Annotated in this window: 19 protein-coding genes and 1 pseudogene; 13 read left to right on the top strand and 7 right to left on the bottom strand. The window is 65.5% G+C overall.

What is annotated here, in order from left to right:
* Nucleotides 1–14 precede the first annotated feature (14 nt).
* The 9 genes from rfbA to BW38_RS10495 all read left to right on the top strand — a co-directional run bounded on the left by rfbA (nt 15) and on the right by BW38_RS10495 (nt 7,065).
* Nucleotides 15–902 carry a glucose-1-phosphate thymidylyltransferase RfbA gene (gene rfbA, locus BW38_RS10455; RefSeq protein ID WP_032976360.1) on the top strand — a complete coding sequence of 296 codons (888 nt, stop codon included), beginning with the start codon at nt 15–17 and terminating at the stop codon, nt 900–902.
* Entirely contained in the window at nt 899–1,456 is a 558-nt protein-coding gene (gene rfbC / locus BW38_RS10460; protein WP_032976359.1) for a dTDP-4-dehydrorhamnose 3,5-epimerase, read from the top strand. Before rfbA ends, rfbC begins: the two co-directional genes overlap by 4 nt.
* On the top strand, nt 1,453–2,352 hold the full coding sequence (rfbD, locus tag BW38_RS10465; RefSeq protein ID WP_032976358.1) for a dTDP-4-dehydrorhamnose reductase: 900 nt from the start codon (nt 1,453–1,455) through the stop codon (nt 2,350–2,352). The genes rfbC and rfbD overlap by 4 nt, the downstream gene beginning before the upstream one ends.
* 163 nt (nt 2,353–2,515) lie before the next feature.
* Nucleotides 2,516–3,472, top strand: a complete 957-nt coding sequence (locus tag BW38_RS10470; RefSeq protein ID WP_032976357.1) for a UDP-glucuronic acid decarboxylase family protein — start codon at nt 2,516–2,518, stop codon at nt 3,470–3,472.
* A 10-nt stretch (nt 3,473–3,482) separates the two neighbouring features.
* Nucleotides 3,483–4,427: a glycosyltransferase gene (locus BW38_RS10475; protein WP_032976356.1), complete on the top strand. Its 945-nt coding sequence runs from the start codon at nt 3,483–3,485 to the stop codon at nt 4,425–4,427.
* Nucleotides 4,405–4,806 carry a GtrA family protein gene (locus tag BW38_RS10480; RefSeq protein WP_032976355.1) on the top strand — a complete coding sequence of 134 codons (402 nt, stop codon included), beginning with the start codon at nt 4,405–4,407 and terminating at the stop codon, nt 4,804–4,806. The genes BW38_RS10475 and BW38_RS10480 overlap by 23 nt, the downstream gene beginning before the upstream one ends.
* Nucleotides 4,803–5,402: a hypothetical protein gene (locus tag BW38_RS10485; protein WP_032976354.1), complete on the top strand. Its 600-nt coding sequence runs from the start codon at nt 4,803–4,805 to the stop codon at nt 5,400–5,402. Before BW38_RS10480 ends, BW38_RS10485 begins: the two co-directional genes overlap by 4 nt.
* 177 nt (nt 5,403–5,579) lie before the next feature.
* On the top strand, nt 5,580–5,879 hold the full coding sequence (locus tag BW38_RS10490) for a hypothetical protein (protein WP_235189955.1): 300 nt from the start codon (nt 5,580–5,582) through the stop codon (nt 5,877–5,879).
* Entirely contained in the window at nt 5,854–7,065 is a 1,212-nt protein-coding gene (locus BW38_RS10495; protein WP_032976352.1) for a hypothetical protein, read from the top strand. The genes BW38_RS10490 and BW38_RS10495 overlap by 26 nt, the downstream gene beginning before the upstream one ends.
* A gap of 201 nt (nt 7,066–7,266) precedes the next feature.
* Here BW38_RS10495 and BW38_RS10500 read toward each other — a convergent pair whose 3' ends face one another.
* Nucleotides 7,267–9,885 (bottom strand): DEAD/DEAH box helicase, encoded by a 2,619-nt coding sequence (locus tag BW38_RS10500; protein WP_032976350.1) that lies wholly within the window; start codon nt 9,883–9,885, stop codon nt 7,267–7,269.
* A gap of 173 nt (nt 9,886–10,058) precedes the next feature.
* Between BW38_RS10500 and BW38_RS10505 the strand changes: the two genes are divergently transcribed.
* From BW38_RS10505 to BW38_RS10515, 3 genes are read left to right on the top strand one after another with little or no spacing between them, the layout of a single operon-like run.
* Nucleotides 10,059–10,790, top strand: coding sequence for a CoA transferase subunit A (locus tag BW38_RS10505; RefSeq protein WP_025878484.1), 732 nt, complete (start codon nt 10,059–10,061; stop codon nt 10,788–10,790).
* Between the two features lies 1 nt (nt 10,791).
* Nucleotides 10,792–11,424: a CoA transferase subunit B gene (locus BW38_RS10510; protein WP_032976348.1), complete on the top strand. Its 633-nt coding sequence runs from the start codon at nt 10,792–10,794 to the stop codon at nt 11,422–11,424.
* A gap of 45 nt (nt 11,425–11,469) precedes the next feature.
* Nucleotides 11,470–12,057: an alpha-ketoglutarate-dependent dioxygenase AlkB gene (locus BW38_RS10515; RefSeq protein WP_032976347.1), complete on the top strand. Its 588-nt coding sequence runs from the start codon at nt 11,470–11,472 to the stop codon at nt 12,055–12,057.
* Nucleotides 12,058–12,142: 85 nt separating this feature from the next.
* Here BW38_RS10515 and BW38_RS10520 read toward each other — a convergent pair whose 3' ends face one another.
* The 4 genes from BW38_RS10520 to BW38_RS10535 are packed head-to-tail and all read right to left on the bottom strand — an operon-like array spanning nt 12,143 to nt 15,661.
* Entirely contained in the window at nt 12,143–12,784 is a 642-nt protein-coding gene (locus BW38_RS10520) for an ABC-type transport auxiliary lipoprotein family protein (protein ID WP_032976346.1), read from the bottom strand.
* Nucleotides 12,781–13,707: an MlaD family protein gene (locus tag BW38_RS10525; RefSeq protein ID WP_025878489.1), complete on the bottom strand. Its 927-nt coding sequence runs from the start codon at nt 13,705–13,707 to the stop codon at nt 12,781–12,783. The genes BW38_RS10520 and BW38_RS10525 overlap by 4 nt, the downstream gene beginning before the upstream one ends.
* 3 nt (nt 13,708–13,710) lie before the next feature.
* Nucleotides 13,711–14,538 (bottom strand): ABC transporter ATP-binding protein, encoded by an 828-nt coding sequence (locus BW38_RS10530; RefSeq protein ID WP_032976345.1) that lies wholly within the window; start codon nt 14,536–14,538, stop codon nt 13,711–13,713.
* Between the two features lies 1 nt (nt 14,539).
* Nucleotides 14,540–15,661, bottom strand: coding sequence for an ABC transporter permease (locus BW38_RS10535; protein ID WP_200867506.1), 1,122 nt, complete (start codon nt 15,659–15,661; stop codon nt 14,540–14,542).
* A gap of 92 nt (nt 15,662–15,753) precedes the next feature.
* Between BW38_RS10535 and BW38_RS10540 the strand changes: the two genes are divergently transcribed.
* On the top strand, nt 15,754–17,013 hold the full coding sequence (locus BW38_RS10540) for a threonine/serine exporter family protein (protein ID WP_025878492.1): 1,260 nt from the start codon (nt 15,754–15,756) through the stop codon (nt 17,011–17,013).
* 138 nt (nt 17,014–17,151) lie between these two features.
* Here the strand turns inward: BW38_RS10540 and BW38_RS10545 are convergent.
* Both BW38_RS10545 and BW38_RS10550 read right to left on the bottom strand, forming a co-directional pair.
* Nucleotides 17,152–17,529 (bottom strand): annotated as a pseudogene (locus tag BW38_RS10545) (H-NS histone family protein); the annotation flags it as partial.
* A gap of 221 nt (nt 17,530–17,750) precedes the next feature.
* The gene (locus BW38_RS10550) at nt 17,751–19,454 is read right to left on the bottom strand and encodes a proline--tRNA ligase (RefSeq protein WP_032976342.1); all 1,704 of its coding nucleotides are present in this window, start codon (nt 19,452–19,454) and stop codon (nt 17,751–17,753) included.
* Between the last annotated feature and the right edge of the window lie 132 nt (nt 19,455–19,586).

Genomic DNA, 19,586 nt, shown 5'->3' with positions numbered 1-19,586 from the left:
ACCAAGGACACGACATGATCCAACGCAAGGGCATCATTCTCGCCGGCGGCTCCGGCACCCGGCTGTATCCGATCACCAAGGGCATCAGCAAGCAGCTGCTGCCGGTCTACGACAAGCCTATGATCTATTACCCGCTCAGCGTGCTGATGCTGGCGGGCATCCGCGATGTGCTGATCATCAACACCCCGCACGAGCAGGTGTTGTTCCAGGCGCTGCTGGGCGACGGCTCGCAGTGGGGCATGAACATCGAGTACGCCGTGCAGCCCAGTCCCGATGGGCTGGCGCAGGCCTATCTGATCGGCCGTGATTTCATCGACGGCAAGCCGAGCTGCCTGGTGCTGGGTGACAACATCTTCCACGGCCATGGCCTGACCGGCATGCTGCGGCGCGCCGACGCACGCGACGCGGGCGCCACCGTTTTCGGCTACTGGGTGAATGAGCCCGAGCGCTACGGTGTGGCCGAGTTCGACAAAGATGGCATGGTCGTCGGTCTGGTGGAGAAACCGCAGAATCCGCGTTCCAACTACGCTGTTACCGGCCTGTACTTTTACGACGGCAATGCCAGTGACCATGCCGCCGAACTGAAGCCCTCACCCCGTGGCGAGCTGGAGATCACCGATCTCAACAAGCGCTACCTGGCAGAGGGCAACCTGCATCTGGAACAACTGGGCCGTGGCTATGCCTGGCTTGATACCGGCACCCACCAGTCACTGCTGGAAGCCTCCAACTTCATCGAGACCATCCAGACCCGGCAGGGCCTGCAAGTCTGCTGCCCGGAAGAAATCGCGTTCGGTCAGGGCTGGATAAGCGCCGAGCAGCTGGAAGCACTGGCTGCACCGCTGATCAAGAATGGCTATGGCCAGTACCTGCACAAGCTCGCCCTGCGTGGAGTCGTTCCGTGAAAGTGATTGAAACCCAGTTGCCCGGCTGCATGGTGATCGAGCCGGCGGTGTTCGGCGATGCGCGCGGCTATTTCTTCGAAACCTGGAACGCCGAGCGCTTTGCCGCGCTGGGCCTGCCGGAGCGCTTCGTGCAGAGCAACGTATCGACTTCCGCGCGGGGCGTTCTGCGTGGCCTGCATTACCAGTGGCCGCGCCCACAGGGCAAGCTGGTCTCTGTACTGGAAGGCGAGGTGTACGACGTCGCGGTAGATATCCGTCGCGGCTCACCGACGTTCGGCCAGTGGGAAGCGGTGGTGCTGAGTGCAGAGAACAAGAAGCAGTTCTGGATTCCGGAAGGCTTCGCGCACGGCTTTGCAGTGCTGTCCGAAACGGCCCTGTTCAATTATCTGTGCACCGATGTCTACGTGGCCGAAGCCGATGCCGGCATCCGCTGGAACGACGCCGATATCGCGGTGGACTGGCCGGTAGGGGCTCCGATTCTTTCGGCCAAGGACCAGAAGGCGCCTTTCCTGGATCAGTTGGCCGAAGATCGGCTGCCGGTCTACGCGCCATGACGATCCTGGTGTTCGGCGGCAATGGCCAGGTAGGCCAGGAGCTGCTGCGCGCTCTGGCGCCGCTGGGTACCGTGGTGGCAACCACGCGCAGCGGCCAGTTGCCCGACGGAGGATGCTGCGAAGTGGCCGATTTCGATCAGCCCGACAGCCTGCCGGCGTTGTTGGATCGGCTGCAGCCGTCGATCGTGGTCAATGCCGCGGCCTATACCGCAGTCGACCGCGCCGAGCAGGATGTTGCAGCAGCATTTCGTGCCAATGCCGAAGCGCCCGGGGTCATCGCGCGCTGGTGCGCAGCCCACGATGTCCCGCTCGTGCACTACTCCACCGACTACGTGTTCGATGGACAGGGCAACACGCCCTACCGCGAAGACGAGCCGACCGCGCCGCTGGGTGTGTACGGCAGCAGCAAGCGTGGTGGTGAAGAGGCCGTGCGCGCGGCGGGCGGGCGCCATCTGATTTTCCGCACGGCGTGGGTGTATGCCGCACATGGCACCAATTTCCTGCGGACCATGCTGCGCGTTGGCGCTGCTCGCAGCGAGCTGCGGGTAGTGGCAGACCAGGTTGGTACGCCTACCCCGGCGGCCTTGATCGCCGATGTCACTGCGCATGCGCTGCAGCACCCGGGCCGCTTGTCCGGCACCTGGCACCTGACAGCGAATGGGCAAACCAGCTGGCATGGTTTCGCCGAGGCGATTTTTGCCGAGGCACTGGCCACCGGCATGATGGTGGAAGTGCCGAGGGTGCAGGCCATAACCAGCGCCGAGTACCCGACGCCAGCCCGCAGGCCGGCGTGGTCGGTGCTGGACAACCGCAGGCTGCAACGTGATTTCAGCCTGCAGCTGCCCGCATGGCAGGACGGCTTGAAGCGTGTGATGGCGGAAATCGCCGGTTCCTGACCGGGCCGGGTCCTGCTGGCCGCCGTGCGGTGTGCCCGCATCCAGCCAATGGCGCAGGGTGAGTTCGCATACAATTCTCCCACTCTCGACAATGGAAGCGGCATGACGCTGGGCTCGCCCCAGGACCGCTATCCCGTCGCGCCCAAGACTGCAGGGGACCGCTTTGAAATACGCTCACGATCAGAAACGCGTGCTGGTAACCGGCGGCGCCGGCTTCCTCGGCTCCCATCTCTGCGACCGCTTGGTCGAAGCTGGTCACGACGTGCTGTGCGTGGACAATTTCTACACCGGCAACAAGGCCAACGTCGAAGGTCTGCTCGGCCACCCGCGCTTCGAACTGATGCGCCACGACGTGACCTTCCCGCTGTACGTGGAAGTGGACCGGATCTTCAACCTGGCCTGCCCGGCATCGCCGATCCACTACCAGCACGATCCGGTGCAGACCACCAAGACCAGCGTGCATGGCGCCATCAACATGCTGGGCCTGGCCAAGCGCGTGCGTGCCCGCATCCTGCAGGCCAGCACCAGCGAGGTCTACGGCGATCCGGAGATCCATCCGCAGGTGGAGGGCTACTGGGGCCGGGTCAACCCGATCGGCATCCGCAGCTGCTACGACGAAGGCAAGCGCTGCGCCGAGACGCTGTTCTTCGATTACTGGCGCCAGCACCAGCTGGAGATCAAGGTCATGCGCATCTTCAATACGTATGGCCCACGCATGCACCCCAACGACGGCCGCGTGGTCAGCAACTTCATCGTGCAGGCGCTGCAAGGCGAGCCGATCACCATCTATGGTGATGGCCAGCAGACGCGCAGCTTCTGCTATGTGGACGATCTGATCGAAGGCATGTTGCGCCTGATGGACTCGCCGGCCGATTTCACCGGTCCGGTCAACATCGGCAATCCGTCCGAGTACACCATGCTGGAACTGGCCGAAACGGTGGTGCGCCTGGTCGGCGGCACGTCCAGGATCGAGTACCGACCGCTGCCATCCGATGACCCGCGCCAGCGCCAACCGGATATCAGCCTGGCCAAGGCCACGTTCGACTGGGAGCCCAAGGTGGCCCTGGAAGATGGTCTGAAAGAGACCATCAGCTACTTCCGCCATCGCCTGCAGGCTTGAGGAAACCACGATGCGCAAGATTGTCGTGATGCCGGTGTACGAAGACCTGGAAGCTTCTTCCCGGCTTTTCCTTGAGCTTGCGCGTACGCAGGGTGGCGATACCTACGTCGTTGCCGTCGACGACGGCTCGGTGCGCCAACCACTGCCGATCTCGGCGATCGAGGCCTCCGGGCTGGAGGGCGTGGTGATCAAGCTGCGCCGCAATGTCGGCCACCAGCGTGCCATCGCCATCGGCCTGAGCTACGTGGCCGAGCACTTCGGCAACGATGTCATCGTGGTGGCGATGGACTCCGACGGCGAAGACACGCCGGAGAGCATCACCGAGCTGGTTGCCGGGCTGGAGTCTGTCGATGTGGATGTGGTCGTTGCGACCCGCCGCAGCCGGGTGGAGTCACTGAAATTCAAGACCTTCTACCTCTTCTACAAGCTGCTTTTCACACTGCTCAGTGGGCGTCGGATCAGCTTTGGCAATTTCATGGCGGCAAAAATGCCTGCGGTGCGCCGGCTGGCATCAATGCAGGAACTGTGGACCCACGTGGCCGCCAGCGTGCTCAGTTCCAAGTTGCGGGTGCAGACCTGTTCACTGGACCGCGGTCCGCGCTACGCAGGCCGCAGCAAGATGAACTTCGTCGGGCTGGCCCTGCATGGGTTCCGTGCGCTGATGGTGTTCGCCGAGGACGTGCTGGTGCGTGTGGGTATCGCCTGCACGATTGTCGCGGCGCTGTCGGTGACCGGTGGGGTGATCGCAACGCTGCTGAAGATGCTGGGGTTCGCAACGCCCGGCTGGTTCTCGCTTGCCTTCGGTATTCTGTTGCTGGTGTTCCTGCAGACGGCTGCATTGACCCTGATCATCCTTATGCTGTCGGGCATGATCCGCAGCGGTGGCGTGCTGGGCATCGGCAGCTATCGGGAGTTCGTTGATGAGGTCCAGCATGCCGCCCGCCGCAGCGCATGATGCGTTGGGTGGCCAGTTCCTGCGCTACCTGATCAACGGCCTGGTGGCCACGGCGGTGCACTACGGGGTGTTGCGCTTCAACATCGAAGTGCTGCACATGTCATTGGCCGCTGCGGCCAATGCGCTGGCCGCTGTGTTTGGCATTGCCACCTCGTTTCTGGGCAGCCGCTACTTCGTGTTCCGTGGCCGGCAGGGCAGCGTGGCCCGCCAGGGGGCGCTGTTCCTGCTGGTATACGCCGCCATTGCGATGCTGCATGCACTGGTGATGTACGTCTGGGCCGACCGTTTCGGCCTGGACTACCGCATCGGCTTCCTGCTGGCGACCGGCATGCAGATGGCTTTCAGTTTTCTCGCCAACAAATTCGTGGTGTTCCGATGAACAAATACCTGCGCGCACTGCTGGCAACGATGGCCTTCATCGTCGTTCTGCTGCTGGTCTACTACGTGCACGTCCGCCATTTCAGGGTAAATGTGGTGCTGTATGCCAGCATCGTCGATGCGGTCATCGCATTGGTGGTGGTTTTTGCGGGCCTGTACGCGCTGAAGTGGTTCGTCGGCTTCAACCGCCTGGAGCTGATCCAGCTGGCCGCGATCTGGCTGCTGGGAGGCTACATCTTTGCCATCTCGGTGCCGACGGTCATCGACCGCTCGCTGTCGTTCTACATCCTTGAAAAACTGCAGCAGCGGGGGGGTGGCATCCGCGAGGATGCATTCCGCCAGGTGTTTACCGAAGAGTACGTGCGTGAGCACCACCTGGTGGAGGTGCGGCTGACCGAACAGCTGCAATCAGGCACCATCGAGATCCACGATGGTTGTGTGAAACTCACCGGCCGCGGTGAACGGTTGGCGTCCTTCAGCCGCTTCTATCGGCAGAACCTGCTGCCCACCCATCGCCTGCTGATGGGGCAGTACTCCGATGCGCTGACCGATCCTTTCCGCGACAGTCATATGTCGAGCGACTACCGCTGCCGATAGGCCTTCCCGTTCGATGCTGCTTTTCATCAACCTCCATTCCATTCGTTGCCAGACGTCGAGATGACACCCAGTCCTTCCACCGCGAGCTCTGCACGCTGGCGCCTCCCCAGCGCCATCCTGCTGACGATCCTGATCCTTGTGTCCCTTGCCTTGACGGCAAGGAAGTCCGATTTCCAGATGTCGCTGCTCGGCCAGGCGTTCGTCGCCGACGCTGGTTTTGAGGTGTCCGTTCCCAAGGAGGTCGTCGATGCCCGCGCACTGGTGATGCGGCAGCCGCACGATCTGTCGCCGCTGTCGCTGGGGCAGGGGCTGAAGGACGATGAACTGATCCGCCAGCGCATGTGGGAAGCCTTGTATCCGCAGCGCTTCAGCGATGCCGATACGCCACACCGGATCCTGCGCGCCACCGACCCGGTACTGAACGCATGCCAGCTGATCGACAGGAGGGGAGATGTCGTTCTTGCCGACTGCCGCTGACCGCGGGCGCCGCGCGGCGCTGGTCATGCTTGTTGCGCTGCTGCTCTGCTACGGCCTGGCCGCCGTGGGCGTGATGGGGTGGCCGATGCTGGCACTGTTTGCCGTATTCCTCGCCGGCGCAGCACTTTCGCTTCTGGGACTGCGCGAAATGCGCGTGGCGATTCCGGTGCTGGTGGTGCTGGCGCTGGTGGGGATTTCGCTCGGCAGCCCAGGCGATGCCTGGGACCCGCGTTCGATCTGGTTGTTCCATGCCAAGCGCATCTATCTGGACGGCACGTTGTACGCCCAGCTGGATGATTACGCGCCTTGGAGCCATAACGATTACCCCGCGCTGGTACCGCTGCTGATGGCCGCAGCTGCCGGCCTGCTGGGACACTGGAATGAACTGCTGCCCAAGGCAGTGGCACCACTGCTGCTGTTGCCCGCCCTGCTGCTGATCGCGCCGGGCCTGCGCTCGCGCTGGTGGGTGGCACTTCTGGCATTGCTGCTGCTGCGGGTGGGCAGGGAAATGCTGGTCAACGGCTACATGGACACGCTGGTGGCGTTGTACGCGCTGACCGCGCTGGTACTGGCGATGCGCCTGCGCGGTACCAATGACAGCCGTCGGCCTGGCGACATCGTGGCGCTGGCACTGGTGGTGGCGGTGCTGTCGCTGCTGAAGAACGAGGGCGCAGTTCTGGCGGCGGTGGTGGTCGGCAGTGTGGTGCTGGAAGGGGCGCTGCGCGAACGCCGGATGTGCTGGCGCGTGCTGTTGGCCTTTGTCGTTGCGCTGCTGCCGCTGCTGGCGTGGAAGACGTCGGTCGCTGCAGCGCATATAAGCAACGATCTTGCCGGGTCCGACCTGCAGTCGCAGCTGCTGGTACGGCTGACGACCGACGGCGGGTCCGCCATTATCCTCAAGCGCCTGTTGCTGGACGAGTGGATGCTGGCGCCGCTGCTGGTGCTGGCCGTGCTGTGGCGTCGGGTTCTGCAACGGCCGCTGGCCGCGGTGGCGCTGCTGGCCGCGCTGGGCTACATCGCCGTGCTCTTCCTGGTCTACCTGAGTACGCCGCAGGATCTGGCCTGGCATCTGCAGACCAGCGCCGTCCGGGTCCGTCAGCCCGTCGTGCTGCTGCTGTTCCTGGCGGCCACGGTTGCAGTCTGGCGGGCTGACCCGGCAGCACCTGCCACGCCAGATCCACGGTGAATCCGGCGGCGTTGCAGGCTCCTGGTGCGGCGCACTCCAGCGGATCGGATGGCAAGCTGCTCGCTGCCGCACAGGCCAGGGTCGATCACTTGGCTTCCGGTGCTGCACAGGTTTGTCGCCCGCTGTACGCCAATGCGGAGGGCCAGGTCTGCGCTCACATCTTCCGGTACGCGGCCCGGTTGTTGCCTGGCCAGCCGGGGATCAGGCGCGGGTAGTCCTGCGTTTCCCAGCAGGGCGTCTGGGCGCACCGGGTAGCGGTGCCAGCAGCGCCTCCAGGTCGGCAGCGTCGAAGCGCGGTGCTGCGCTGCCGCTCCCTTCCAGTATGGAGTCGGCCAGGTCGGCCTTGCGCTGCTGCAGCTCGGCGATCCGTTCCTCGACGCTGCCGGCGGTGATCAGCTTGTAGACGAACACCGGCTGGTCCTGGCCGATGCGATGGGCACGGTCGGTGGCCTGGTTCTCGGCGGCCGGATTCCACCAGGGATCGAAGTGGATGACGGTGTCGGCAGCGGTCAGGTTCAGGCCCACGCCACCGGCCTTCAGGCTGATCAGGAACACGGGAACCTCGCCCTGCATGAAGCGCTGCACGGGCGTGACCCGGTCCTGGGTATCGCCGGTGAGCTGCACGTAGGGCAGGCTGAGTTCCCGCAGGGCCTGGCCGATCAACGCCAGCATGCCGGTGAACTGCGAGAACAGCAGGATGCGCCGCCCTTCCTCGACCATGGCAGGCAACATCTCGCGCAGCAGGTCCAGCTTGGCCGAACCGGCAGCGCGCGCGGGTGTCTCGCCTGGCAGCAGGCGCGGATCGCAGCAGACCTGGCGCAGCTTCAGCAACGCGTCCAGTACCACGATGTGATTGCGCGCCAGCCCGCTGCCGTTGATCGCATCGCGGACCTGCTTTTCCATCGCCGCACGCACGGCTTCGTACAGATCACGCTGGGCGCCTTCCATTGCCACGGTGCGGGTGATGACCGTCTTCGGTGGAAGCTCGGAAGCGACCTGGTCCTTGCGCCGGCGCAGGATGAAAGGTCGCAGCCGCTGGGCCAGCAGCTGAGCACGCCGCTGGTCGCTGCCGCGTTCGATGGGATGGCGCCAGTGCTGGTTGAACTGTTTTTCGCTGCCGAGCAGGCCGGGCAGCAGGAAGTCGAACTGCGTCCACAGCTCGCCCAGATGGTTCTCCAGCGGGGTGCCGGTCAGGCACAGGCGATGACGCGCCTGCAGCGTGCGCAGCGTGGCCGCCGCGCGCGACCTGGGATTCTTCACCTGCTGTGCCTCGTCGAGGATCAGCAGGTGATAGGAATGCGCCTGCAGCGCCGGTTCGTCGCGCCACAGCAGGGGATAGGTGGTGAGTATCAGATCATGGGCGGCAATGGCGTCGAACTGCGTGTCACGTGCGGGGCCGTGCAGGGTCAGTACACGCAGATCCGGGGTGAAGCGCGCCGCCTCGCTCTGCCAGTTGTGCAGCAATGAGGTTGGCACGACCACCAGCGCCGGTTTGTCCAGGCGGCCACTCTGCTTTTCAAGCAGCAGATGGGCCAGGGTCTGCAGTGTCTTGCCCAGGCCCATGTCATCGGCCAGCACGCCGCCCAGGCCCTGCTGGCGCAGGTACTGCAGCCAGGACAGGCCTTCAAGCTGGTAGCTGCGCAGCGTCGCGCGCAAACCCTGGGGCGCTGGGACAGCGCTCATCGCCGGGGCGTCCAGCAGGCGCTGCACGCGTGCACGGGTATCGTTGCTGCTGTGCAGCCGTAACTGCGCAGCGTCCTGCAGGGCCTGCAGGCGGCCGCGATCATGCGCCTGCAGGCGCAGCGGTTGCCCACGGTCGCCGAACAGGTCCGCAAGCAGCGCGATCACCGGCTTCAGCCGCGCTGCCCGCAGCGCAAGACGTTCATTGTCTGCCGTCGTCAGCAATACGTTCTCGTCATCGCCAATCGCGTCCAGCTGGCCGCGCAGCCAGCGCGGATCGGACTGCAGTACGCCCTGCAGCAGCGGAACCAGCGCAATGCTGCGGCCATCGACGTCGATGGTCAGGGCCAGGTCGAGCTCGTTGCTGTCGGCGGACACCGACCGGACATCTAGGTCGATGTCCTCCACCCGGGTGATGCGGTGGCGGAAGGCGTCGTCAGTCTCGATCTTCCAGCCCAGCGCTTCCAGCCGCAGCACGTCCTCCAGCAGGAAGCGGGTCCAGTCGAAACTGCGCAGCTCGAACAACGGGCCGCCGCCGTCCAGCACGATGCGCGGTTGCCGCTCGCGGTGCAGGTGGACGCTGTGCAGTTCAGCCTCGCGCCGTGCCTCCCCGGCCAGGTCACGCGGCAGCAGGTAGAGCTGGCCCTCGGCGTCGTGCACGAACAGCGAGGGGTCGTCGAGAAAACGCACGTGTTCGTCGTACTCGAACGCGACGGTGGCGACGTCGAGCCATTGCGAGGGGTCACGTTCGGTGAGCCAGGCAGGTCGGTATTCCATGCTGTGCAGATGCAGGATCGGTGTCATCGCCTGGATCTGCAGGGTAGGCAGTATCGGATCGGCGGCCGCACGCAGCGAACCCGGTTCACCCTCCAGTGAGTTCTGCAGTGCGGCCAGCAACACCGCGGCGACATGCTCGCAGTGCGTGCCAGCCGGGCAGGTGCAGCGACTCTGCAGGGGGCTGTGCGGGGTGCGGGCGCTGGCATCCAGGTCGATCGCCACCTGCCAGCCCTCGACCTGGGCGGTCAGCAGCGGTGACCGGTAGCGCAGCTCGCGCACTGCCGACACCTGGTGGTTGCCCTTTTCCAGCGTCCCGGCATCCAGCCAGCGGGACAGTTCCCCTCCGGTGAATACTTCGGCCATGCGTCGTCCTGTCCTCTCCATCTACAGCACGCGTTGCCAAGGGCACCGCAAGCGGGAAAGGGAACATTCTACGGATTGGCAGCCCGGCATGCCGGTTCATGCTGCGGCGCATCCCAGCCGGTAACGGGTGTGCCGCTAGAATGGCGGCATTCTCACCGGGTAGGGCAGTAGAGATGCAGCAATCAACTTCCAGCGGCACGCGCAGCAAGCGTTTCGCCTCTGCGGCGCAAGCCCTGCAGGGTGTGGTCGCCGATGGCCAGACCCTGGCCGTGGGGGGCTTCGGCCTGTGCGGCATTCCCGAGGCACTGATCGCCGCGTTGCGCGACAGTGGCGCCAAGGGCCTGACCGTGATCTCCAACAACGCCGGCGTCGATGGCTTCGGACTGGGCCAGCTGCTGGAAACCCGGCAGATCAGCAAGATGATTTCGTCGTACGTGGGCGAGAACAAGGAATTCGAACGGCAGTTCCTGGCCGGCGAGCTGGAGCTGGAATTCAATCCGCAGGGCACCCTGGCCGAGCGCCTGCGTGCCGGCGGGGCGGGTATCCCGGCGTTCTTCACCGCCACCGGTTACGGCACCGTGGTCGCCGAGGGCAAGGAAACCCGCGAGTTCGATGGCAAGCACTATGTGATGGAAACCGCGCTGCGCGCCGACGTTGCCCTGGTCAAGGCCTGGAAAGCCGACGAGGCCGGCAACCTGGTGTTCCGCAAGACCGCGCGCAACTTCAACCCGGCCTGTGCAATGGCCGGCAAGGTCTGCATCGTGGAAGTGGAGGAGGTGGTGCCGGTCGGCAGCATCGATCCGGACCAGGTGCACCTGCCGGGCATCTACGTGCACCGCATCGTGCACAACCCCACCCCTGAAAAACGTATCGAACAGCGCACCATCCGTGCGGAGGGCAACTGACATGGCATGGACCCGCGATGAGATGGCGGCGCGCGCTGCGCGTGAGCTGACCGATGGCGCCTACGTGAACCTGGGCATCGGCCTGCCGACGCTGGTGGCCAACCACATTCCCGAAGGCGTGGACGTGTGGCTGCAGTCGGAAAACGGCCTGCTGGGCATCGGTCCGTTCCCCACCGAGGCCGAGGTGGACGCCGACCTGATCAATGCCGGCAAGCAGACCGTCACCGCACGTGCGGGCGCCAGCTACTTCGGCAGCCATGACAGCTTTGCGATGATCCGCGGTGGCCACGTCAACCTGGCCATCCTCGGTGCGATGCAGGTGACCGACAAAGGCGACCTGGCCAACTGGATGGTGCCCGGCAAGATGGTCAAGGGCATGGGCGGTGCGATGGACCTGGTGGCCGGCGTGCAGCGCGTGGTGGTGCTGATGGAGCACACCGCCAGGAACGGCGAACACAAGATCCTGGCCGAATGCACGCTGCCGCTGACCGGTGTGGGCGTGGTCGACCGCATCATCACCGACCTGGCGGTATTCGATGTGACCGATGACGGTCTGGTGCTGGTGGAGACTGCGGCGGGTGTGGGCGAGGATGAGTTGAAGGAAAAGACCGGCGTCGCGTTCAAGCGCCGCTGAGCATCCACGGGGCGGCGTGTCGCTGCCCCATCTCCTGAATCTCCCATGCTATTCCCCCACGATCTGCCTGATGCTGACGTCCGACATCTGCCGGGCTGGTTGCCAGCGGCCGACGCCGATGCACTGCAGCGTGTATTGACGCAGGCAATCCCCTGGGAAACCCACCGCATCCGCATGTTCGGCAACTGGGTGGATTCACCGCGGTTGAGCTGCTGGATCGGCGATCCGCAGGCGCGTTACCGCTATTCAGGCGCCGAATTCATCCCGCATCCGTGGCCACCGTTGCTGCAGGAACTGCGCATCCGTCTGCAAGAACAGAGCGTCGGTCGATTCAACAGCGTACTGCTCAACCGCTATCGCGGCGGCAGCGACTACATGGGCTGGCACAGCGATGACGAGCCCGAGCTGGGGCCGGCGCCGCTGATCGCTTCGTTGAGCCTCGGCGCAGCGCGGCGGTTCCTGCTGCGCCGCCGCGATGACACCACGCGCAAGGCGGAATTCCTGCTCGGTCATGGCGACCTGCTGCTGATGGGCGGCGCCACCCAGCGCCACTACCAGCACGCGCTGCCGAAGATGGCGCGGGTGCAGGGCGAACGCATCAACCTGACGTTCCGCTGGATCCATCCGCGTTGACCGGGGTTCGCCGGGCATGGCCCGGCGCTACCAGGAACAGGTGGCGGTAGCGCCGGGCCATGCCCGGCGTGCGAAACGGGCAACCTCAGCGCTTCAGCGCCTGCTTGTCATTCTGCCCGCTGGTCAGCGTCCAGCCCACCACGTCCTGCGCCACCTGCTGCAGGCCACGCTCGAACGCCGCTGCCACTGCCGACACATCGGTGCTGCCCACCGGCTGCAACTGGCGGAAGGTGCGGTCGGCGACCACGCGCTGGTTGGTGACGTCGATCAGCTTGGCGTTGATCTCGATGACGACCGTCGGCGTTACCTGGCCCTGGTAATCCGATTCGAAGCGACGGATGTCGGTGGACAGCTTGTAGTCGGCGCGGATGCCGGCGGCAACGCGGGCCACGCCGTGGATGCGGCCGGAATCCTCGAAGCCACGCAGCAGGGTGTCTTCGATCATGTCGGTGGCCGGCTGCGCCCAGCTGGCGCCCTTGTAGATCTCCAGCTCCGAGGGCGTCGGCCGCACGTTGATGCGCGGGCTGTCGACCATGCGCGCGGCGCTGGGCTTGGCCAGCACCAGCTGCCAGTCGGCCTGCGGCCAGCTGGGGTCGACCTTGACCTGCACGGCCGGCGAATACAGGGTGACGGGGTTCTTGTCGCCGCTGCCGAGGATCGAGCAGCCACCCAGCAGGGTGGCCAGCGACGCTGCCAGCAACAGGCGCGGAAGGGTGGTCGGGCTCATTTGGGTTCGAACTCCTTCGGGGCGTCGCGGCCGAGCAGGTAGCGTGCGGGATTGTTCTCGAGGCGGTCGCTGACCCGGCGCAGGTCGCGGATCAGGCCACGCAGTTCACCCAGGGTCGGGCCGAGCTGGCCCAGGCCGTCATTGGCGAAGCTGTTGATGGCGGCGCGGTTTTCGCCAAGGATCGAATCGGCATTGCCGGCCGCCGAATCAAGCTTGGCCAAGGTGGCGTCGAGCTTGTCGATGATGCCCGGCAGCTGCTGCACCAGGTTCTTGTCCAGGCGCTCGATGGTGCCGTTGGTGGTCTTCAGGGTGGCGTCAAGGCTGCGCGCGGCATCGCGCGCGCTGAGCAGCAGCGACTGCGTGCCCTGGTCACGGTCGGCCAGGCCGCCACTGATGGTTTCCAGGTTGGCCAGGGTAGCGTTGATCGAGGCGACGTTGCGGTCGCTGAGGATCTGGTCCATGCGCTCGACGATGCGGTTGGCCACGTCGGTGATGTTCTGCAGCGCCGACGGCGTGGTCGGGATGATCGGTGCCGGGTCCTTGTTGACCGTGGTCAGCGCCGGCGACTGCGGCGTGCCGCCGCTGAGCTGGATGATCGACGGGCCGGTCAGGCTGGTGATCGCCAGCTTGGCGCGGGTATCGGTCTTGACCGGCGTGGTCGAGTTCAGGCGGATGCGCGCGACCACCTGGCGCGGGTCATCCGGTACCAGGTTCAGTTCGGTGATCGAGCCCACCGCGATGCCGTTGTACTGCACCGGGCTGCCGACCGACAGGCCGGTCACCGCTTCGCGGAACACCACCCGGTATTCCTGCCAGGTGCGGTCGGAGGAGTACTTGGCGGCCCACAGGCCGAAGGCCAGCAGGGCAAGGCCGGTGATCAGGGTGAACGCGCCGATCAGCACGTAGTTGGCTTTTGTTTCCATGGCTCAGGCACTCTCGATCTGTTCGCCACGCGCAGCGCGCGCGCGGGGTCCGTGGAAGTATTCCTGGATCCACGGATGATCCAGTCTCTCGATTTCCGGCAGCGGCGCATTGGCCACCACCTTGCGGTCGGCGATGACCGCCACCCGGTCGCAGATCGCATACAGCGTGTCCAGGTCGTGGGTGATCAGGAACACGGTCAGCCCCAGCGCCTCCTGCAGCGTCTTGATCAGGCGATCGAACGCCGCCGCACCGATCGGGTCCAGGCCGGCGGTGGGCTCATCCAGGAACAGCAGCGGTGGATCCAGCGCCAGCGCACGTGCCAGGCCGGCGCGCTTGCGCATGCCGCCGGACAGCTGCGAGGGCAGCTTGTTGATGGCATCGGCGGGCAGGCCGGCCAGTTTCACCTTCAGCAGTGCCAGTTCGTAATGCCAGCGCTCGGGCAGTTCGCGGTGGTGTTCCTTCAGTGGCACCTGCACGTTCTCGCCGACGGTCAGCGACGAGAACAGGGCGCCGTCCTGGAACAGCACGCCGGTGTTGCGCTCGATATGCAGGCGGCTCTCGGGATCGTCGGCGCGCGCATCGCGGCCGAGCACCTCGATCTGCCCTTCATCCGGCACGCGCAGCCCGAGGATCGAGCGCATCAGCACCGATTTGCCGGTACCCGAGCCGCCCACCACGCCAAGGATCTCGCCACGGCGCACGTCCAGGTCCAGCCCTTCATGCACGGTCTGGCTGCCAAAGCGGTTGACCAGCCCGCGCACGCGTATGGCCAGGTCGTGGCCGTCGTCGTCCTGCATGGGCACGTCTTCGGGGGTCGGATGCGTGCTCATGTCACCAGTCCATGTGCATGAACCACAACGCCGCGAAGGCGTCGATGATGATCACCAGCGAGATCGTCTGCACCACGCTGGAGGTGGTGCGTTCGCCGACCGACTGCGCGGTGCCTTCCACCTTCAGGCCTTCCAGGCAGCCGATCAGGCCGATCACCAGCGCGAACACCGGCGCCTTGGACAGGCCCACCAGCATGTGCCGCACTTCCATCGTTTCGTGCATGCGCGCGATGTACATCTGCGGCGGGATGTCCAGGTCGAACGCGCCGACGGTGATGCCGCCGGCCAGGCCTGCGACCATCGCGATGAAGGTCAGCAGCGGCAGGGTCAACAGCAGCGCGACCAGGCGCGGCAGTACCAGCAGATCGATGGGATCGAGCCCCAGGGTGCGCATCGCATCGATTTCCTCCCGTGCCTTCATCGCACCGATCTGCGCGGTGAAGGCACTGGCGGTGCGGCCGGCGAGCACGATCGCGGTCAGCAGCACGGCGAATTCGCGCAGGAAGGCGATGTTCACCAGTTCGACCACATAGATCTCCGCGCCGAAGTCGCGCAGGATGGTCGAGCCGAGGAAGGCGATCACCGCGCCGACCAGATAGGACAGCAGCGCCACCAGCGGCACCGCATCCAGCCCGACCTGTTCCATCTGGTGCACGGTCGCGGTCAGGCGGAAACGTCGAGGTTCCTTGACCAGGCGCGCACCCTTGACTAGGTTCTCGCCGAGGAAGCTGCACAGTGCCTTGATGTTGTGGCCAGTGGCATGGACGCTGACACCCAGCCGCTCCAGTGCCGCCAGTACGCCGAAGTCACGCTTCGGCTTCGGGCGGTCGTCGGCTACTTCCTCAATGGTGCACACCAGCGCCTGGTGGTCCGGGCGGAACTGCAACGCGTCTTCGCTGAGGTCAGCGCGATGGGCGACGCGCAGTACCTGCAGCACGCCGGCCGAGTCGAGCAGCTCGATGCCTGTGGCGTCGATGCCGGTCAGCGTGTCCGGAACGCCACGCAGCACTTCGGCCGCGGCCAGCGCGGTCTTCAGGGTCCAGTGGCCGGACAGCCGGATCAATCCCGGATCCTGAGCGTCCTGTTCGAGCTGGGGGGCGTGGGTCGGGGTCATGGGGGCCATTCGGGTCGCAGCATAACCGTTCTGAATTGCACGTCGCGTCGAACCAGGATGAATTTCTCCAGCAGAGCCTGACGTAGGTAATACTACGGCGCATGTCCGCAGACGCTCACACGATCCCCACGCCCCAGGCCACCTACGCGCAGCGCGTGGCCTTCGTTTCCGAGATCGCCGGCCGCCTGCACAGCTACGGCACAACGGCCCAGCGCCTGGAAGCGGCGGTGGTTGCCTTGGCCCGGCAGCTCGATCTGGATTGTGAACCGTGGTCGAACCCCACCGGCATCATCCTCAGTTTCAGCGATCCGGCGCAGGCCATTGGCTCCAGCGACATCACCCGGGTGATCCGCTTGGCGCCCGGCGAGAACGACCTGCACAAGCTCAGCGTGGCTGACGGGATCGCCGAAGAAGTGGCCAATGGCCGCATGAGCATTGCCCAGGGCCACACCGCGCTGCGCCAGCTGGACAAGGATCCGGGCCGGCGCGGCAAGCTGCGCACCATCCTGTCCTTCACCCTCGGTGCGGCCGGCGTGGCGGGCATGTGGAAGCTGCCGTGGCTGGACATCGCCACCGCCGGCGTCATCGGCCTGTTGATCGGCCTGCTCGGCATGGTCACCGACAAGCGCCCGGCCAGCCGGGAAGCGGCCGAAGCACTGGCGGCGCTGCTGGCCGGCCTGGTCGCCACCGTGGTTGCCACGTTCGTGGGTGCCCTGAATCTCAACACGGTGATCATCGCCTCGCTGGTGGTGCTGCTGCCGGGCATGTCACTGACCAATGCGGTCAATGAACTGGCCAGCCAGCACTGGGTGTCCGGCACCGCGCGCTTTGCCGGCGCGTTGACCACGATCATGAAGCTCAGTGTCGGCGCGATGATCGCGGTGACCCTGGCCGATGTGCTGGGGCTGGACCCGATGATCCGTGCCTCGCGGCCACAGGGGCCGTGGGTGGAGTGGGGCTCGCTGCTGACGGCGGCGTTCGCCTTTGCGATGTTGTTCAAGGCCAACCGCCGCGACTATCCGTGGGTGATCGCCGCCTCGGTGGCCGGCTACGCGATCTCCAAATTTGGTGGTCATGCCTGGGGTACGCCCGCCGGCATCTTCCTGTCTGCGATGCTGCTGACCGCCGGCGGCAACCTGTTCGGGCGCGTGGTCGGCCGCCCCGGTGCGATCATCCGCCTGCCGGGCATCATCATGATGGTGCCCGGCAGCACCAGCCTGCGCGGCGTGCTGACCCTGGTCCAGCAACAGGACGTGGGCGCCGGCCAGAGCGTGTTCCTGACCGTGTTGAACGTGGTGATGGCGCTGGTCGCCGGCCTGCTGTTCGGCAACCTGTTGATGCCGGCGCGCAAGACGCTGTGACCAGGCAGTAGCGCCGGGCCATGCCCGGCGGATCGGGAAACCAACCGCTGCGCTCTCCGGGCATGGCCCGGCGCTACCCCCAAAAAAAACGCCGGCTTTCGCCGGCGTTTTTCATTCCTGCTGCAGCTGGCCTCAGGCCTTCTTGATCAGGAAATCTTCCGGCTTCTTGCTGCCCTTGGCGGTCAGCTCGGCCATCCAGCGCGGCTGCTTGCCACGACCGGTCCAGGTTTCCTTCGGGTTGGCCGGGTTGCGGTACTTCGGCGCAACCTTGCCCAGCTTGCGGCCGGCAGCCTTGGACGGGGCCTTGGTGGTCTTGGCGACCTTGCGCGCGCGCGGTGCGGGTTCACCACCGAACAGTTCCTCGATGGTGTAACCCTCGGTCTTGGCCAGCTTGCTCAGCTGGGCACGCACCTTGGTGATCGGGCGACGCTTGGCGACGATGGTCTGCTGCTTCTTGGCTGTGCGGATCAATGCGCCCAGCTCACGTGCAGACAGGCCGGTCAGGTCGATGCTCATCAACGATTACTCCAGAAACTAATTTAGGGACAGGGACGAGCCGGTCCGTGGCGTCGCAGGACAGAGTAATGATGAATTAATCCCAGCACAAACAGTTGCGGTCACCGTCTGTCGGCTGGCTGGCCCGGTTGCGACCATTTTGACCGGATTATGTCCGTTGCGGTTTTCCCGGGTCGGCCAGCCGCTAAAAAAAGACCGGGGTATACCCCGGTCTTTTCCGATCAGCCCTGCAGGCGCTGCAGCAGGGTGGCCTCGTCCAGGCTCTCCGCTTCGGCCGCCCGACGCGAGCGGTACTCGAAGGTGCCTGCGGCCAGGCCGCGCTCGCTGACCACCACGCGGTGCGGGATGCCGATCAGTTCCATGTCGGCAAACATCGCGCCCGGGCGCAGGCCGCGGTCGTCCAGTGCGGCATCCAGGCCGGCATCGCGCAGCTCCTGCAGCAGAGCTGCAGCTGCATCGGCCACGCCTGCGTCGCCCTTCGGATTGATCACGCAGACCACCACCTGCCACGGCGCCATCGCGTCGGGCCAGATGATGCCGGCGTCATCGTGGTTCTGCTCGATGGCTGCGGCGACCACACGCGAAATACCGATGCCGTAGCAGCCCATCGTCATTACCGCGGCCTTGCCATTCTCGTCCAGCACGGTGGCATCGAGCGCCTTCGCATAGGTGCGGCCCAGCTGGAACACGTGGCCGACTTCGATGCCGCGGGCGATTTTCAGTTCGCCGCCGTCCAGCGCACGATCACCGGCGCGCACGTTGCGGATATCGGCCACTTCCGGTTCGGCCAGGTCGCGGCCCCAGTTGACGCCGGCCAGATGGAAACCGGCCTCATTGGCACCGACGACGAAGTCGGACATCGCCGCCACTTCGCGATCGGCGACCACGCGGATCGGCTTGGCCGGGGCGACCGGACCAAGGAAGCCCGGCACGCTGCCGAGGTATTCGGCGATCTCTGCTTCGCTGGCAAAACGCTGCTCGTCCAGGCCAGCAACCTTGCCCAGCTTGATTTCGTTGACCTCGTGGTCGCCACGTACCAGCGCCAGCACGAACTGCTGTGCCTCGCCTTCGCCGGCGATCAGCGCCACCGACTTCACCGTACGCTGCAGATCGATGCCCAGCAGCGCGGCGACGTCTTCGCAGGTCTTCTGGGTCGGGGTCTCGACCTTGCGCAGCGCTTCGCTGGCCGCAGCACGCGCGGCCGGATCGGCGGCGATGGCCGCTTCCATGTTGGCCGCGTAGTCCGAACCGGTGGAGAACACCAGCGCGTCCTCACCGGAGTCGGCGATCACGTGGAATTCCTGCGAGGCGTCACCGCCGATCGCGCCGGAATCGGCCTGCACCATGCGGAAGTCCAGGCCCAGGCGGGTGAAGATGCGGCTGTAGGCCACCTTCATGTTTTCGTACTCACGCACGAGGTCTTCGTCGTGCAGGTGGAACGAGTAGGCGTCCTTCATCAGGAACTCGCGCGCACGCATGACACCGAAGCGCGGACGGATCTCGTCGCGGAACTTGGTCTGGATCTGGTAGAAGTTCACCGGCAGCTGCTTGTAGCTGGACAGTTCGCTGCGCGCGAAATCGCAGGCCGCTTCCTCGGCGGTGGGGCTGTAGCAGAAGGTCTGTTCCTTGCGGTCCTTGATCTTCAGCAGCTGCGGGCCGAATTTCTGCCAGCGGCCGGTCTGCTCCCACAGTTCCTTCGGCTGGATGGTCGGGATCTGGAATTCCACGGCACCGGCTCGGTCCATTTCCTCGCGGACGATGCGTTCGACCTTGCGCAGCACGCGCAGGCCCAGCGGCGACCAGGTGTACAGGCCGGATGCGAGCTTGCGGATCATGCCCGCGCGCAGCATCAGCCGGTGGCTGGTCAGCTCGGCGTCGCTGGGGGTTTCCTTGGTGGTGTGCAGGTGGAACTGGGAGAGGCGCATCGTCGGCTTCGGATTACGGCAGAGATACCTATTCTGCCAGCCCGGCCGGGGGAGGGGTATCGGCCTTGCCATCGCCATCGGTGTCCTGCATCACCGGGCCGGTGCCTTCCAGCAGCGTCACGTTGGCGCGGG

Origin of the sequence: Stenotrophomonas sp. RIT309 (assembly GCF_000632045.1) — a bacterium.
Classification (GTDB): Bacteria; Pseudomonadota; Gammaproteobacteria; order Xanthomonadales; family Xanthomonadaceae; genus Stenotrophomonas; species Stenotrophomonas indicatrix.
Note: the sequence above shows the minus strand (reverse complement) of the source record. Positions and strands in the feature narration are given on the sequence as shown.

What these genes read in the sequence shown, in the direction of transcription:
- BW38_RS10520 (WP_032976346.1), bottom strand. Translation starts at nt 12,784, where the DNA reads ATGAGCCCGACCACCCTTCCGCGCCTGTTGCTGGCAGCGTCGCTGGCC.
- BW38_RS10485 (WP_032976354.1), top strand. Translation starts at nt 4,803, where the DNA reads ATGAACAAATACCTGCGCGCACTGCTGGCAACGATGGCCTTCATCGTC.
- BW38_RS10505 (WP_025878484.1), top strand. Translation starts at nt 10,059, where the DNA reads ATGCAGCAATCAACTTCCAGCGGCACGCGCAGCAAGCGTTTCGCCTCT.
- BW38_RS10525 (WP_025878489.1), bottom strand. Translation starts at nt 13,707, where the DNA reads ATGGAAACAAAAGCCAACTACGTGCTGATCGGCGCGTTCACCCTGATC.
- BW38_RS10490 (WP_235189955.1), top strand. Translation starts at nt 5,580, where the DNA reads ATGTCGCTGCTCGGCCAGGCGTTCGTCGCCGACGCTGGTTTTGAGGTG.
- BW38_RS10530 (WP_032976345.1), bottom strand. Translation starts at nt 14,538, where the DNA reads ATGAGCACGCATCCGACCCCCGAAGACGTGCCCATGCAGGACGACGAC.
- BW38_RS10515 (WP_032976347.1), top strand. Translation starts at nt 11,470, where the DNA reads ATGCTATTCCCCCACGATCTGCCTGATGCTGACGTCCGACATCTGCCG.
- rfbD (WP_032976358.1), top strand. Translation starts at nt 1,453, where the DNA reads ATGACGATCCTGGTGTTCGGCGGCAATGGCCAGGTAGGCCAGGAGCTG.
- BW38_RS10475 (WP_032976356.1), top strand. Translation starts at nt 3,483, where the DNA reads ATGCGCAAGATTGTCGTGATGCCGGTGTACGAAGACCTGGAAGCTTCT.
- BW38_RS10550 (WP_032976342.1), bottom strand. Translation starts at nt 19,454, where the DNA reads ATGCGCCTCTCCCAGTTCCACCTGCACACCACCAAGGAAACCCCCAGC.
- BW38_RS10540 (WP_025878492.1), top strand. Translation starts at nt 15,754, where the DNA reads ATGTCCGCAGACGCTCACACGATCCCCACGCCCCAGGCCACCTACGCG.
- BW38_RS10500 (WP_032976350.1), bottom strand. Translation starts at nt 9,885, where the DNA reads ATGGCCGAAGTATTCACCGGAGGGGAACTGTCCCGCTGGCTGGATGCC.
- BW38_RS10535 (WP_200867506.1), bottom strand. Translation starts at nt 15,661, where the DNA reads ATGGCCCCCATGACCCCGACCCACGCCCCCCAGCTCGAACAGGACGCT.
- BW38_RS10480 (WP_032976355.1), top strand. Translation starts at nt 4,405, where the DNA reads ATGCCGCCCGCCGCAGCGCATGATGCGTTGGGTGGCCAGTTCCTGCGC.
- BW38_RS10495 (WP_032976352.1), top strand. Translation starts at nt 5,854, where the DNA reads ATGTCGTTCTTGCCGACTGCCGCTGACCGCGGGCGCCGCGCGGCGCTG.
- BW38_RS10510 (WP_032976348.1), top strand. Translation starts at nt 10,792, where the DNA reads ATGGCATGGACCCGCGATGAGATGGCGGCGCGCGCTGCGCGTGAGCTG.
- rfbA (WP_032976360.1), top strand. Translation starts at nt 15, where the DNA reads ATGATCCAACGCAAGGGCATCATTCTCGCCGGCGGCTCCGGCACCCGG.